Source organism: Pseudomonas sp. BF-B-26, from assembly GCF_019956495.1.
Classification (GTDB): domain Bacteria; phylum Pseudomonadota; class Gammaproteobacteria; order Pseudomonadales; family Pseudomonadaceae; genus Aquipseudomonas.
Map to the genome: position 1 here is coordinate 44,969 of NZ_JAHBDP010000054.1, position 14,286 is coordinate 59,254.

Here is a 14,286-nt window from a genome sequence, read left to right on the forward strand (position 1 = left end):
ATTCTTTTGACGAAAGCTAACAACTAGGATGACCGACAACAAGAACAACAACATGAGGTCACGGATGCAGACTTCCCTGGATGAATACGACTACATCGTGGTCGGGGCCGGCCCGGCCGGTTGTTTGCTGGCCAATCGGTTGTCGGCCAACCCGCAACATCGCGTGCTGCTGCTCGAAGCCGGCGGACGCGACAACTATGCGTGGATTCACATCCCCGTGGGTTACCTGTTCTGCATCGGCAACCCGCGCACCGATTGGTGCTTCAAGACCGAAGCGCAACCCGGCCTGCAAGGTCGCGCCCTGAGTTACCCGCGTGGCAAAGTGCTCGGCGGTTGTTCCTCGATCAACGGCATGATCTACATGCGCGGTCAGGCCGGCGACTACGACGGCTGGGCGGCTCAGGGCAATCCCGGCTGGAGCTGGAACGACGTGCTGCCGTTGTTCAAAAAAAGCGAAAACCACTTTGCTGGCGACTCGGAGTTTCACGGCGCCGCCGGTGAATGGCGGATCGAACGTCAGCGACTGTCGTGGCCGATTCTCGATGCCTTCCAAAGCGCCGCCGAGCAAACCGGCATCGCCAGCATCGATGACTTCAACCAGGGCGACAACGAAGGCTGCGGCTACTTTCAGGTCAACCAGAGGGCCGGTATTCGCTGGAACGCGGCCAAGGCGTTTCTCAAACCGATCCGCAACCGCCCCAATCTCACCGTGCTGACTGACGTCGAAGTCGACCGCGTGCTGCTGGAAAACGGCCGTGCGTCAGCGGTCAGTGCGCGTTGGCAGGGTCAGGCGAAAACCTTCAAGGCGCGCAAGGAAATCGTGCTGTGCGCCGGTTCCGTCGGTTCACCGAGCATCCTGCAACGTTCCGGGATCGGCCCTCGCCCGCTGCTGCAACGATTGGGAATCGGCGTTGCCCATGAACTGCCCGGCGTGGGTGGCAATCTGCAGGATCACCTGCAACTGCGCCTGATCTACAAACTGGAAAACGCCCGCACCCTTAACCAGATCGCCGGCAGCCTGTGGGGCAAGATGGGCATGGGCCTGCGTTACCTGTATGACCGCAGCGGCCCGTTATCCATGGCGCCGAGCCAACTCGGGGCCTTCGCCCGTTCGGGACCGGAGCAGACGTCGGCGAATCTCGAGTACCACGTTCAGCCACTGTCGCTGGAGCGTTTCGGTGAGCCGTTGCACGCCTTCCCCGCCTTCACGGCGTCGGTGTGCGATCTGCGCCCGCAAAGCCGAGGCCGCGTCGAGATTCGCTCCGCCGATCCGCAGGAAGCGCCACTGATTCAGCCCAATTACTTGAGCCATCCGGAGGACTTGCGGGTGGCAGCAGACGCCATTCGCCTGACCCGCCGCATCGTCGCCGCACCGGCCCTGCAAGCGTTCAATCCGGTCGAGTACTTGCCCGGCGACAGCTTGCAGAGCGACGAACAATTGCATGAAGCCGCCGCCCGCATCGGCACCACGATTTTCCATCCGGTCGGCACCTGCCGCATGGGCAATGACGCGCACGCCGTGGTTGATGCGCAACTCAAAGTCCATGGCATCCCCGGCCTGCGCATCGCCGACGCCTCGATCATGCCGCGCATCACCTCGGGTAATACCTGCTCGCCTACGCTGATGATTGCCGAAAAGGCAGCACAACTGATCCTGGCCACTCCTGTAAACACTATCCCTGTGGGAGCGGGCTTGCTCGCGAAGGCGGCTTTACATTCAACATAGATGTCGACTGACCCACCGCTTTCGCGAGCAAGCCCGCTCCCACAGGGGATTTGTATTTGATTCACGGACATTGAGCTTTAACCCTGCAAGGAACACGCAACACCAGTGGAACAAAAAAAACAATCACTGTGAGGGATACCGATATGTCAGAACATGTTCAGACCCTGGAAGCCGTGCGCAGCGCGGGCACCAGCAAGGAAACCCAGAAAGTCATCTTCGCCTCGTCGCTCGGGACAGTCTTCGAGTGGTACGACTTTTTCCTCTATGGCGCCCTCGCGGCGGTGATCAGCAAACAGTTTTTCGCCGGGGTCAACGACACCACGGCGTTCATCTTTGCGCTGATGGCCTTCGCTGCCGGTTTCATCGTGCGGCCGTTCGGCGCGCTGGTGTTCGGCCGGTTGGGGGACATGATCGGGCGTAAATACACTTTCCTTGCGACCATCATTCTCATGGGCCTGGCGACCTTCTGCGTCGGGCTGCTACCGACCTACTCAAGTATCGGCATTGCCGCGCCGATCATTCTTGTGCTGCTGCGCATGCTTCAGGGCCTGGCCCTGGGCGGTGAATACGGCGGCGCTGCCACTTACGTGGCCGAACATGCGCCGCTGGGTAAACGCGGTTTCCACACCAGCTGGATACAGTCCACCGCAACCCTCGGCTTGCTGCTGTCGCTGTTGGTGGTGCTCGGTTGCCGCTACTTCACCGGTGACCAGTTCGAAGTCTGGGGCTGGCGGATTCCGTTCCTGTTTTCGATCATTCTGCTGGGCATCTCGACCTGGATTCGCATGAGCCTGCACGAGTCGCCGGCGTTCGTGAAAATGAAAGAGGAAGGCAAACTCTGCAAGTCACCGCTGCGCGATTCCTTCGGCAAATGGGAAAACCTTAAAGTCGTACTGATCGCCCTGTTCAGCATCAACGCCGGACAAGCCGTGACCTTCTACGCGGCGCAGTTCTACGTGCTGTTCTTCCTCACCCAGTTCTTGAAAATGGACCCGGCGCTGGCCAACAGTCTGCTGATCGTCAGTGTGATCATCGGCGCACCGTTCTTCATCTTTTTTGGCTGGCTGTCGGATAAAGTCGGGCGCAAACCGGTGCTGATGATCGGCCTGCTGCTGGCGACTGCACTGTACTTCCCGATCTTCAAATCCATCGCCCACTACGCCAACCCGGCCATTGACCAGGCCAGCCGTCAGGCACCGATCACCGTGCTGGCGGACCCCGCCACCTGCACCTTCCAGTTCGACCCGGTGGGCAAGGCAAAATTTGATAGCCCTTGCGATAAGGTCAAAACCTTCCTGGTGAAACAGGGCCTTCCCTACAACAGTGAAGCTCTACCTGCCGGCAGCGCCATACAGGTGAGTGTCGGTGAAGTGAAACTCGAAGGCTACGATGAAGCGGCCCTGCGAGGCGCCGTGACCCTGGCGGGTTATCCGTCAAAAGCCGACATTCAACTGATCAACAAACCGATGATCGTGGCGCTGATCGTCGCGCTGATCATCATTTCCGCCATGTGCTACGGCCCGCTGGCGGCGCTGATGGTCGAACTGTTCCCGACCCGCATCCGCTACACCTCGATGTCCCTGCCGTACCACATCGGTAATGGCTGGTTCGGCGGTTTCCTGCCAACGGTATCGTTTGCCTTGGTGGTGTACACCGGGGACATCTTCTACGGGCTGTGGTACCCGGTGGTGATAACCGGGGTGAGCCTGGTCGTCGGGATGATCTGTTTGCGTGAGACCAAGAACGTGGACCTCGATAAAAACTGAGCTCACCACAATCCTTGTAGTGAGGGGATTTATCCCCTCACCACAGGTAAGCTCGACGACATCGGCAGCCCCGCCATTCACAGACCGAGGCACCATGATCATTTCATCCGCATCTGACTATCGCGAGGCAGCACGTCGCAAACTCCCGCGTTTTTTGTTTGATTACATTGATGGCGGGGCTTATGCAGAGCATACGCTGAGGTCCAATAGCACCGATCTGACGGGCATCAGCCTGCGTCAGCGCATTCTGAAAAACGTCGAGACCTTGAGTCTTGAAACCACCCTCTTCGACCAACCGCTTTCAATGCCGATCATATTGGCCCCGGTCGGCCTGACGGGCATGTTCGCCCGTCGTGGTGAGGTGCAGGCGGTTAAAGCCGCGGAGAACAAAGGCATTCCGCTTTGCCTGTCAACGGTGTCGGTGTGCTCGATCGAGGAAGTCTCGGCACAAAGCCAGCAGTCCATCTGGTTTCAGCTGTATGTGTTGAAGGACAGAGGCTTCATGAGAAATGCACTGGAGCGGGCGAAGGCCGCCGGTGTGAAAAACCTGGTGTTTACCGTGGACATGCCCACGCCCGGCGCCCGATACAGGGACGCACACTCGGGCATGTCAGGCCCTTTTGCATCATCGCGGCGAATGCTTCAGGCCATGACCAAACCCGACTGGGCATTCAACGTCGGCCTCATGGGACGTCCACATGACTTGGGCAATATCTCGAAGTACCTTGGCAAAGCCGTAACCCTCGAAGACTACATGGGCTGGTTGGCCAACAACTTCGACCCTTCGATCAGCTGGAATGACCTGGAATGGATTCGTGAGTTCTGGAAAGGCCCGATGATCATCAAAGGCATTCTCGATCCTCAGGACGCCCGGGATGCGGTCAGCTTTGGCGCGGATGGCATTGTCGTGTCGAACCACGGCGGGCGACAGCTGGACGGCGTGCTTTCCACCACTCGGGCATTGCCGCCCATCATGCAAGCCATCAGTAATGATTTGACGGTGCTGGTCGATTCGGGAATCCGCTCGGGACTGGATGTCGTACGGATGTTGGCGCTGGGCGCAAAAGGCGTATTGCTGGGGCGTTCCATGGCCTATGCGCTGGCCGCCGATGGTCAACGCGGGGTGGAAAATATGCTGGATATCTTCGCCAAGGAAATGCGCGTCGCCATGACCTTGACCGGGGTGACTTCGATCAGCCAGATTGATGAATCTACGCTGGTGGGGGCTGTTCGATGAGCTGAACACCTGACCTTAAAACGCCGCGCCCATGCGCGGCGTTTTCGTGGATGCCTGGAAAACGCCCCTCACTCAACGTCTTTGAGAACTTCAAAGGTCACTTGATCGGGATAAAACGCCATGTAGCCGCGAATCTGCTCTACCGACACTTTGGGGTCTTCATAGCTCCATACCGCGTTAGCGCCCTCATGTCCCGGGACTTGCAGACTGAAATAGCTGGCATCGCCCTTGTAGGGGCAATAACTCGTGTGATCGGTGCGGGCATAGTACTTTTCATCGATATCCTCCCGCGGTACGTAATACACCGGAGGATAGTTGGCCTCGAGCAACACCAGCGCCCGTGCGGAAGCGGCCACCTGGATACCGTGAAACTTCACAAGCAGGCAGCCCGGCTGCTCCGCAATGGTGATGACAGGACTAGGACCGGTGCTTTTCATGAAATACGTTCCTCATGACGGTGATGGACCTGCAGGTGTCCGCGATGGCGTCAAGCCAGACACATCGGGTTATCGTTCATCGCGAGCAAGCTTTGCTCCTACAGGGGCACGCCGCGACCGCGGTTCATTAGGTATACCTCATGTTTTGCATTCACGACGGCTTCGCAGCCGAACGGGAGAAAGCCCCCTCGCCGGCCGTTCGATTCTGAACCGGATCAAGCACCAGATGCCGCATTAAGCAGGGCAAACACTCGAAGTCGGTAAAACATCGTCTACGATCAATAAGACCGTTGACCTCCCTGCTGCTCAGACAGGCAGTCGTGGCATGGCGTGGGGATTTGAGTCTCAGAAACTTGAGGGTCTCACCATGCCCGCCACACAGTTTTCCCTCGACCAGAAAATCATCACCCTCGACGCCCGTCCGGATCGCCTCGACTTGCGCGATCGTATTTTTACCCCACGGGTTCAGTCGCTGCCGCCCTCCTGGCCCGCCGACAAGGACATTGCTTGCGAACTCTCGGGCTACCTGGACAAAAACATGGTGCTCTACCAGGGCAGCGAAGGCGCGTGCACCGGGTTCGGACTGGCGGCGGTGGTCAATTTTCTGTTGTGGCGGCGAGACCGGGCCTCCACCAAAACGAGTCCGCGCCAGCTCTATCATCTGGCCAAACTCTATGATGAATGGCCGGGCGAGGACTATGTGGGTTCCAGTTGTCGCGGCGCGTTGAAGGGTTGGCACAAACACGGCGTCTGCGCGCAGGAACTGTGGCCCTATACCGTCAAGCCGGACGGATCGGTTCCAGCCTTTGAAGCACCGGCGGAGAATTGGGCAACGGATGCCATGACACGGCCGCTGGGGGTTTACTACCGCGTCGAGAAGGACGATGTCACCGCCATGATGGCGGCGTTGTATGAGGCCGGCGCGCTCTACGTCTGCGCCAATGTGCATCAGGGCTGGGCACTGATGCGGCCCAAAGGCAAAAAACAGCCGGCGGTGGAATTCCAGAGCATGTCTCAGCTGCCCGTCATCAAATGGCCGGCGGCCAGTGAGGGCGGTCACGCCTTTGCCTTGATCGGGTACACCCATCAGGGGTTCATCGTACAGAACTCATGGTCAACCGACTGGGGATTTTCCGGCTTCGCCATCCTGACGTTCGAAGACTGGCTGGCCAATGGCACCGACGCCTGGACCGTGGCCCTCGGGGTGCCGATCGAACGCGGCGCGTTATCGCAGAACGCACGCCCTTCAGGCTCCCACAACGGCGCTCAATCACCGTTTCGTAGCGCGCTGTCGAGCTCAAGCGCCAAGCGCGAAGGGTTTTCCCTGTTCACCGCCAGCACCAGCGAGCCCGATCGCAAAGGGCCGCCGCTGTTGACCAAGGATCAGGCTTACGGCCTGACCATCGTGATGGAAAACAATGGCAGCATCGGCCCTCGCCTTACCGACGTGGAAAACGTCCGGGCGGGCGTCAAACGCATCGTCTACGAGGCGCCTCGCGCCTGGTACGACAAGCTGCCGGCCACAAACAAACCCCCTGTGCTGCGCATCGCCGTCATGGCCCACGGCGGGCTCAATTCCGAGCAGGATTCGATCAATCGAATCTGTGCGATGGCGCCCTACTTCCTTGAAAACGGCATCTATCCGCTGTTTGTCACTTGGCGCACCGGGGCCCTCGAAACACTGGCAGACATCGTCCAGGACACCCTGCCCGGACTATTTCCCGAAGCCGGCAGCATCAGCGATGCATTGAAGGCAATCAAGGACAAAGCCGTGGAAGGCTTCGATCGCACGCTGGAACTGGCAACCAAAAAACCCGGCGGCGACCAGTGGAGCCAGATGAAACAGAACGCCGAAGCCGCCGCAGTCGCCGGCTTTACCCCGCGTGGGCTGGTGGAAATGGCGGAGAACCTGAAGAACCTGATTGCCGACATGGGCAAGAAAAACGTCGAGCTGCATTTGATCGGCCATTCCGCAGGCTCCCTGATCAATGGCCACTTGATTCAACTGCTGTGGGCCAGGGGATTGCCCACCGAAACATCGACGCTGATGGCCCCGGCCTGCACCCTCGATTTCGCCAACCAGACCTACCGCAAAGTCATCGAAGGTGGAGGCCTCAAGCGCAAGGATTTCCACATCCACCTCATGTCCGACAGCCGCGAACAGGATGACAACGTCATCGGCGTGTACCACAAATCCCTGTTGTACCTCGTTTCCCGGGCCTATGAAGAACTGCAACGCATGCCGCTGCTGGGCTTGGCCAAAAGTCTGGATAAGCAGTACCAGGACTTCAGCAATCCCGATCTGGCGGAGTGGAACATCGCCGCCAAAAACATGACCGAACAGTGGAACCAGTTTTACTTTGGGAAAACCATTCCGGCCGGGTTTGCCGCAACGGGTCGCGGGCTTCCCGAAGCGTTCGCGCAAACCCTGCATATCTTCAACGATCCGAAAATGAACTATGGCGCGGGCACCAAAAAAGACACCTCCCACGGCGGCTTCGATAATGATGTGAACGTGATTACCGCCGCGTTGCTGACCATTCTCAGGCGAGAGCCCGGCGCGAAGCTGGACCAACCGGTGGTTAACCTGAACTACTGAGGAGCCTGTGCAATGAATCGCAACGCACCGACTGTACATCCATACAGATAAAGATTGCCCCATCGCTCATCAGCCGCCATTCTGTCCGCCTCTCGACAGTTGATGAGCGATGGTGGTTATGCGGCTGTACCTCTGTGAAAAACCTTCCCAGGCCAAAGACATTGCGGCCGTCCTCGGCGCCAGGCGTCGTGGCGACGGCTGCTGGCTGGGAACGGACGTCACGGTGACCTGGTGCATCGGCCATTTACTGGAAACCGCGCCGCCCGACGCCTATGACGCGCGTTACAAGCGCTGGGTGCTGGCGGATCTGCCGATCATTCCAGAGAAGTGGAAAATGACCGTCAAACCGCGCACGGCCAGCCAGTACAAAGCGGTCAAGCGCCTGCTCGGCGAGGCCAGCGAACTGGTGATCGCCACCGACGCCGACCGCGAAGGCGAGATGATCGCCCGGGAACTGGTGGAGCATTGCCGGTATCGCGGGCCGATCCAGCGGCTATGGCTGTCAGCGCTGGACGATGCGTCGATCCGCAAGGCGCTGGCAGCCCTGAAGCCGGGGGCCGAGACCTTCAGCCTTTACCATTCGGCACTCGGGCGCTCGCGGGCCGACTGGCTGATCGGGATGAACATGAGTCGGCTGTTCACGCTGTTGGGGCGTCAGTCCGGTTATCAGGGCGTATTACCGGTCGGTCGGGTGCAAACGCCGACCCTGCGTCTGGTGGTGGATCGCGACCGCAGCATCGCCGATTTCGTACCGGTCGCCTATTGGGCCATCGACGTGCAACTGCTGCACGACGGCACCACGTTCACCGCCCAGTGGCGTGCAGCCTCCGAGGTTTGCGACGATCAGGATCGCTGCCTGAATCAGGCGTTGGCGCAGCAAGCAGCGGCGGCAATTGGCAGTGCGGCGAGTGCCCGGGTGATCAAACTGCGTACCGAGCGGATGCGCGAAGTGGCCCCCCTGCCCTTCGATCTGGGCACCTTGCAGGAAGTCTGCTCGAAGAAGCTCGGGCTCGGCGCCCAGGAAACCCTCGACATCGCCCAGGCCCTGTACGAAACCCACAAGGTCATCACCTACCCACGCAGCGATTGCGGTTACCTGCCCGTAAGTCAGCACAGCGAAGCACCGGGCATACTTGCCGCGCTGAGACAGGCGGATCCGGCGCTGAACGCCTTGAACGATTTCCTCGAGCCTCAGCGCCGCTCACGGGCCTGGAACGACGCCAAGGTCAGCGCTCACCACGGCATCATCCCCACCGCTGCGGCGAAAAACCTCGAACGGCTGGCGGGCAAGCAGCGGGCGGTCTACACCCTGATCCGCGCACGTTACCTGGCGCAGTTTCTGCCCAACCATGAATACGACCGGACCCAGGCCGACTTCAACTGCGCCGGTGAAGCCTTGCGTGCCGTCGGCAAGCAGATCGTCGAGCCCGGCTGGAAACGCGCCCTGCCCGAGGCCCTTGCCCCGGCCAAGGGCCGCGAAGCACCGGCGCCGCAAACGCTGCCGGCATTGGCCGAAGGACGTGATTGCGCGGTGGCCGACGTCAAGCTCAAGGACCTCTGGACGCAACCGCCCAAACCGTTCACCGAAGGCGATCTGATCAAGGCGATGAAGAACGTCGCCAAACTGGTGGAAGATCCACTACTCAAACAGAAACTCAAGGACACCACCGGCATCGGCACTGAAGCGACCCGCGCCTCGATCATCCAGGGCCTGCTCGACCGTGGCTATCTGATCAAGAACGGCAAGGCCCTGGCCGCCACCCCGGCCGCGTTCAGCCTGATCGATGCCGTGCCGCGTGCCATCGCCGACCCCGGGACCACGGCAATCTGGGAGCAGGCGCTGGACATGGTGCAGAGTGGCGAGATGAGCCTGGAAGAATTCGTCACCAAGCAGGCCGCGTGGATGAGCAAACAGGTCGCCCGTTGCGCCGGCCTGAGCCTGACCATCAGCGGACCGGCAAGCCCCGCCGGGCGCGGTGCCACTCCGTGGAAAAACAAACGCAAGCCCGCCAAACGCAAGCCCTCGACGGGCGCCAAACGCGCGGCAAAACCGGCGAGCAAGGCCTGAGGGGATTTCGAGCGAGCCCGAATGGACTATGTTCTTTGTGGGAGCGGGCTTGCTCGCGAAGAGGGAGTGTCAGTCAACATTCGTGTTGCTGGCACACCGCTTTCGTCGGAACGCCCGGAGCAAGATAATGCTGTTCACTTAAGAGAGTCTTGAATCAGAGAAACCTGTGGCGAGGGAGCTTGCTCCCGCTTGAGTGCGTAGCACTCACAAAAAGTCGGCAATGATTGTCAGATTTTTGGGGCTGCTACGCAGCCCAGCGCGAGCAAGCTCGCTCGCCGCAAAGGTACGCACGATCCCAGAGCGCGCCTAAGTGAACAGCATTACCCGAAGCAAGACAGCTTCCACAGCTTACCCGCCAGGCAACAGCCCTGCTTTCTGAGAGGTACGATCATGGCGACAATCAGCAGCCAGCCCTTGATTGAACTGCACGCCGCCCAGCGCGACGAACTGGAAACGATTGAAAACCTGATGCAGTTCTACCTGTATGACTTCAGCGAGTGGCTGCCGCTGAAGCTCGGTGAGCATGGCTTCTTCAACGCTCAGCCCAAACCGGGTTACTGGCGCAACCCCGCCACCAGGCCGTTTTTGATCAAGGTCGACGGAGAATTGGCCGGTTTCGTGACGGTGGATGACGAAACCCATCTTCACGGCGCCGAGTACAACATCGGCTACTTCTTTGTCAGTCGACGCTTTCGTGGCCAAGGCGTCGCGAAGTTTGTCGTTTCCACCCTCTTGAGCCGGTTCCCCGGTCAATGGCAAATTTTCCACCTCGACGTGAATCAGCCTGCGCAGCGGTTCTGGGCCCGGGTCCTGGCTGATCTCACCCATGGCGAGTTCACCCTGCATCAGCTGCCGGTAGACGGTTATCCCTGCACCGTTTACCGATTTCAGACATCGCTGCCAGCGTCCTGACCGGCGCTTTCCCATTCGGCTTTTTAATTCCAAACGACTTTGTCCGACAATATGTAGTGATCAAAAATAATCACTACAAAACCGTTGACGCCTCCGATTTGCCCTTGCATGATGCAGACGTCTCCCCGATCGGGAGTACAGGCAACACGTTTGAGCAAGCTCGTCTGACCGCCGAGCTGTTTTTCCCGGATACACGCTGCCCACAAGGCAGATTGAAGAAGCTGACCTGGCCTGAACGTCCAGTACAAGGACGAGAAGCGCTGGCGATCAATCCTCATGAAGCTTGTGGCCGACCCTGAAAATGTCGGCAGTGGCCTGAAGGTTTTCGCTGCTTCTCCTCGTTGTGACGCTATTGCGTAGCAGTTATTCAACACGACTACATGCAACAGACGCGGGCCCCCGTCAATTTGGCGGCTGACCGCTGACGTCCTGGTTTCGGTGCCAGGGATCAACTAACCGATGGGCTACCTGTATTAGCGAATCAACTTTGAAAGATCACCAAATGGTCAAGGGGCTTACTATGAATCTGAACAATCAACCCACTATCGATGAACTGGCTCATCTGTTCGCTGCGCAAAAAGACAGCCATGACAGCCATATTCTGTGGATCAGCAAGTCGGGCCAGGTGCATATCGACTGCCTGTCGCCTCACGCCCATGAAGCGGAGTTCGACAAGAACAACCAGAACCTGCTCGCCCGACTGAAGATGTACCGTCGCGGCCAAGGCTATGTCGGCAAGAAAGCCGCGGCCGACAAGGACTTCATCGGTCATGTTCTGCAAACGCTGAAACAGGCGTGGGCCTCGATGCAGAACCAGAACGAAGTTCGGGTGATTGACCGGTTCTACTGATACCTCTACACCCCATCCATAAAAAGGCCCCGCTCGTCATATCGAGCGGGGCCTTTTTTGTTTGTCTCGTGCGCACCAAACAACGCTATCGTTAACCGTGTGCATTGGATCATTGGAGGTTTGTGATGAACATACAACTGACAGGCTTGCTGTTACTCGTAATGGCCAGTGCTGCCCATGCAAACAGCATCACTGGCGTGCCGTTGTTCGATGCGGACTGCCCCGGCAAAATCATCGTCCACGCGGATCAGGACGGCCCGGTGTTGATCAACAGCAAGGAAGCCGAGACCAAAGCCATCGACGATCGCCGATTCGAAGCCAGGGGTTCTGGCGTCGTCATCTCGATCCTCCTCTCCGATGACGACTCGGTCACGGTGTCCTCCACGGGCAAGGCGCCCAATGGTGTCTGCCAATTAGTAGAGGACTGAGGTTGTCGACTCACCCGTTGCCGCCCCCAACACCAGCTCCATAAACGCCACCGACGCTGCACTGTGATAGTTGTTTTTGCGTCGAAGCAGCGCGGCTCCTCTTTTGGGCGCCTCCCCCAATAACGGGATTTTGCGCAACGCCCGGTCCTCGGTGGCAATGGGCTCCGGAAGGATGGTGGCGATGGCCGTGTGCCGAATGACTTCCAGCAAGGTGCTCACCGAGTTGACCTCGATCACCACCTTCGGCGTGATCTGCTCCTGGGCAAAGTACTCATCAATGCGGGTGCGGGTCACGAAGTCCGGGGCCAGCAGCGCAAACTCCAGTTGCGCGACCTCTTGCGCGGACAATGCGACCTGGCTTTCGTATAACGGGTGATCGCGCCCCACCATAACGCCCAAAGTCTCGGTAAACGCCGGGATCGACTCGATGTCGGCATTTCTGACCTGGGTAAACGCGATGGCGATGTCCAGTGAGTCATTCAACAGCCCGGTCTCGATGTCATCCATCGACAGCTCAAAAATCTGTAAATGGATGTTCGGATACCGCGCCACGTAATCGCGCACCAGAGGCCCCACCAGGTACGCCATGAACGTTGGGGTCATGGCCAGCCGCAAGGTGCCGCGGGACAAGTCCTTCACGTCATGCAGCGCACGTTTACCCGCCTCCAGTTCCACCAGCACCCGACGAGCGCATTCGATGTAGGCCTCTCCCGCATCGGTGGGTTTGACCGTGCGCGAGGTTCGGTCGAACAGGCTGACCCCCAGGGTTTCTTCCAGTTGCCGGATCTGTTGGGACAGGGTCGGCTGCGAAACGTGAAGCGCCTCGGCGGCGCGAGTGAAACCGCCATGGTCGGCGACCGCCAGCAAATAGCGCAAATGTCGGAGCAGCATGGGGAATCACCATCTATAGGCTGTGCTTATGCGCTGCATTGTATATCGGTCTTGGACGCTATGGATCGATCGGCAGAAGATGGCTCCACACCCAAGCAACATCACTCCCGACAGGAGAATCACCATGCAACAGTCCCACGCCTACAACGACCCAAGCCTGGCCCTGACCACGTCGATCCTCGATGCAAAAACGCGCAAAAACCTGTCCTGGCAGGATCTGACCGACGGCACCGGCCTCGGCCTGGCCTACGTCACTGCCGCCCTGCTCGGTCAGCACCCGCTGCCGGAAAGCGCTGCCAAGGTGATTGGCGAAAAACTGGACCTGGACGCCGACTCCGTGGCCCGCCTGCAGATCATTCCGCTGCGCGGCAGCCTCTCGGGTGTCCCGACCGACCCGACCATCTATCGCTTCTACGAAATGATCCAGATTTACGGCACCACCCTGAAAGCCCTGGTTCATGAGCAATTCGGCGACGGCATCATCAGTGCGATCAACTTCAAGCTCGACATGAAGAAAGTCGAAGACCCGGAAGGCGGCTCCCGCGCGGTGATTACCCTCGACGGCAAGTTCCTGCCATTGCGTCCGTTCTAAGCGGATACCGGCCCGCACGGATGTGCGGGCCAAACCCGACTCACCCATGAGGACATCGCAATGAAAGCGCTCATCGAAGGTTTTTTGAAGTTCCAGAAAGACGCCTTTCCGCAACGGACCGACCTGTTCAAACACCTGGCCACTACCCAGCATCCGGGCACGCTGTTCATCACCTGTTCCGACAGCCGTGTCGTGCCGGAGCTGCTGACCCAACAGGAACCCGGTGAACTGTTTGTGATCCGCAACGCCGGCAACATCGTGCCCTCCTACAGCCCTCACCCCGGAGGTGTGTCGGCCACGGTCGAATATGCGGTCGCGGTGCTCGGCGTCACCGACATTGTGATCTGCGGGCACTCGGACTGCGGCGCCATGACCGCCGTCGCCAAGTGCACATGCATGGACCACCTGCCCGCCGTCAGCGGCTGGTTGCAACACGCCGAGTCAGCGAAAGTCATCAACGAATCCCGCCCTCACGCCAATGAAGCGGCGAAGGTGAGTTCAATGGTTCGGGAGAATGTCATCGCGCAACTGGCCAACATCCAGACGCATCCGAGCGTGCGCCTGGCTCAGGAGAAAGGCCTGTTGAATTTGCATGGTTGGGTGTACGACATCGAGACCGGTTCGGTCGACGCCCTGGATGCCAACAGCCACCGTTTTGTGGCGCTCGCCGAGTATCCGGACACCTGCGCCCTTCAAGCCCGAGCCATAGAAGCAGCAGCCTGAAGTGTGTATCCATCGACGCAGCGCTCCCGGCTCACGGGAGCGCTGCACTGACACGAT

Annotated in this window: 12 protein-coding genes; 10 read left to right on the forward strand and 2 right to left on the reverse strand. The window is 59.4% G+C overall.

What is annotated here, in order from left to right; genetic code table 11:
- Positions 1 to 64 precede the first annotated feature (64 nt).
- The 3 genes from KGB03_RS04965 to lldD all read left to right on the forward strand — a co-directional run bounded on the left by KGB03_RS04965 (position 65) and on the right by lldD (position 4,729).
- A complete protein-coding gene (locus KGB03_RS04965) occupies positions 65 to 1,726 on the forward strand; it encodes a GMC family oxidoreductase (RefSeq protein ID WP_223526484.1) in 1,662 nt (553 codons plus the stop codon).
- Positions 1,727 to 1,869: 143 nt separating this feature from the next.
- Positions 1,870 to 3,492 (forward strand): MFS transporter, encoded by a 1,623-nt coding sequence (locus KGB03_RS04970; RefSeq protein WP_218537811.1) that lies wholly within the window; start codon positions 1,870 to 1,872, stop codon positions 3,490 to 3,492.
- Positions 3,493 to 3,586: 94 nt separating this feature from the next.
- Positions 3,587 to 4,729, forward strand: a complete 1,143-nt coding sequence (gene lldD / locus KGB03_RS04975; RefSeq protein WP_223526485.1) for an FMN-dependent L-lactate dehydrogenase LldD — start codon at positions 3,587 to 3,589, stop codon at positions 4,727 to 4,729.
- A gap of 68 nt (positions 4,730 to 4,797) precedes the next feature.
- Here lldD and KGB03_RS04980 read toward each other — a convergent pair whose 3' ends face one another.
- Positions 4,798 to 5,166, reverse strand: a complete 369-nt coding sequence (locus tag KGB03_RS04980) for a DUF427 domain-containing protein (RefSeq protein ID WP_008151451.1) — start codon at positions 5,164 to 5,166, stop codon at positions 4,798 to 4,800.
- Positions 5,167 to 5,533: 367 nt separating this feature from the next.
- Between KGB03_RS04980 and KGB03_RS04985 the strand changes: the two genes are divergently transcribed.
- The 5 genes from KGB03_RS04985 to KGB03_RS05005 all read left to right on the forward strand — a co-directional run bounded on the left by KGB03_RS04985 (position 5,534) and on the right by KGB03_RS05005 (position 12,023).
- Positions 5,534 to 7,765 (forward strand): C1 family peptidase, encoded by a 2,232-nt coding sequence (locus KGB03_RS04985; protein WP_223526486.1) that lies wholly within the window; start codon positions 5,534 to 5,536, stop codon positions 7,763 to 7,765.
- 118 nt (positions 7,766 to 7,883) lie between these two features.
- Positions 7,884 to 9,833, forward strand: a complete 1,950-nt coding sequence (locus tag KGB03_RS04990; RefSeq protein ID WP_223526487.1) for a DNA topoisomerase III — start codon at positions 7,884 to 7,886, stop codon at positions 9,831 to 9,833.
- Positions 9,834 to 10,223: 390 nt separating this feature from the next.
- The gene (locus KGB03_RS04995; RefSeq protein ID WP_223526488.1) at positions 10,224 to 10,745 is read left to right on the forward strand and encodes a GNAT family N-acetyltransferase; all 522 of its coding nucleotides are present in this window, start codon (positions 10,224 to 10,226) and stop codon (positions 10,743 to 10,745) included.
- Between the two features lie 520 nt (positions 10,746 to 11,265).
- Positions 11,266 to 11,595, forward strand: coding sequence for a hypothetical protein (locus KGB03_RS05000; protein ID WP_008151464.1), 330 nt, complete (start codon positions 11,266 to 11,268; stop codon positions 11,593 to 11,595).
- Between the two features lie 125 nt (positions 11,596 to 11,720).
- Positions 11,721 to 12,023: a hypothetical protein gene (locus tag KGB03_RS05005; protein ID WP_111452523.1), complete on the forward strand. Its 303-nt coding sequence runs from the start codon at positions 11,721 to 11,723 to the stop codon at positions 12,021 to 12,023.
- Here the strand turns inward: KGB03_RS05005 and cynR are convergent.
- Positions 12,009 to 12,914: a transcriptional regulator CynR gene (cynR, locus tag KGB03_RS05010; protein WP_223526489.1), complete on the reverse strand. Its 906-nt coding sequence runs from the start codon at positions 12,912 to 12,914 to the stop codon at positions 12,009 to 12,011. The genes KGB03_RS05005 and cynR overlap by 15 nt on opposite strands.
- Positions 12,915 to 13,038: 124 nt before the next feature.
- On the opposite strand from cynR, the gene cynS reads away from it, so the two are divergent.
- Positions 13,039 to 13,506, forward strand: coding sequence for a cyanase (cynS, locus tag KGB03_RS05015; RefSeq protein ID WP_218537804.1), 468 nt, complete (start codon positions 13,039 to 13,041; stop codon positions 13,504 to 13,506).
- A gap of 60 nt (positions 13,507 to 13,566) precedes the next feature.
- Positions 13,567 to 14,229: a carbonic anhydrase gene (locus KGB03_RS05020; RefSeq protein ID WP_223526490.1), complete on the forward strand. Its 663-nt coding sequence runs from the start codon at positions 13,567 to 13,569 to the stop codon at positions 14,227 to 14,229.
- The last annotated feature ends 57 nt before the right edge of the window (positions 14,230 to 14,286 follow it).

What these genes read in the sequence shown, in the direction of transcription:
- KGB03_RS04965 (WP_223526484.1), top strand. Translation starts at nt 65, where the DNA reads ATGCAGACTTCCCTGGATGAATACGACTACATCGTGGTCGGGGCCGGC.
- KGB03_RS04970 (WP_218537811.1), top strand. Translation starts at nt 1,870, where the DNA reads ATGTCAGAACATGTTCAGACCCTGGAAGCCGTGCGCAGCGCGGGCACC.
- lldD (WP_223526485.1), top strand. Translation starts at nt 3,587, where the DNA reads ATGATCATTTCATCCGCATCTGACTATCGCGAGGCAGCACGTCGCAAA.
- KGB03_RS04980 (WP_008151451.1), bottom strand. Translation starts at nt 5,166, where the DNA reads ATGAAAAGCACCGGTCCTAGTCCTGTCATCACCATTGCGGAGCAGCCG.
- KGB03_RS04985 (WP_223526486.1), top strand. Translation starts at nt 5,534, where the DNA reads ATGCCCGCCACACAGTTTTCCCTCGACCAGAAAATCATCACCCTCGAC.
- KGB03_RS04990 (WP_223526487.1), top strand. Translation starts at nt 7,884, where the DNA reads ATGCGGCTGTACCTCTGTGAAAAACCTTCCCAGGCCAAAGACATTGCG.
- KGB03_RS04995 (WP_223526488.1), top strand. Translation starts at nt 10,224, where the DNA reads ATGGCGACAATCAGCAGCCAGCCCTTGATTGAACTGCACGCCGCCCAG.
- KGB03_RS05000 (WP_008151464.1), top strand. Translation starts at nt 11,266, where the DNA reads ATGAATCTGAACAATCAACCCACTATCGATGAACTGGCTCATCTGTTC.
- KGB03_RS05005 (WP_111452523.1), top strand. Translation starts at nt 11,721, where the DNA reads ATGAACATACAACTGACAGGCTTGCTGTTACTCGTAATGGCCAGTGCT.
- cynR (WP_223526489.1), bottom strand. Translation starts at nt 12,914, where the DNA reads ATGCTGCTCCGACATTTGCGCTATTTGCTGGCGGTCGCCGACCATGGC.
- cynS (WP_218537804.1), top strand. Translation starts at nt 13,039, where the DNA reads ATGCAACAGTCCCACGCCTACAACGACCCAAGCCTGGCCCTGACCACG.
- KGB03_RS05020 (WP_223526490.1), top strand. Translation starts at nt 13,567, where the DNA reads ATGAAAGCGCTCATCGAAGGTTTTTTGAAGTTCCAGAAAGACGCCTTT.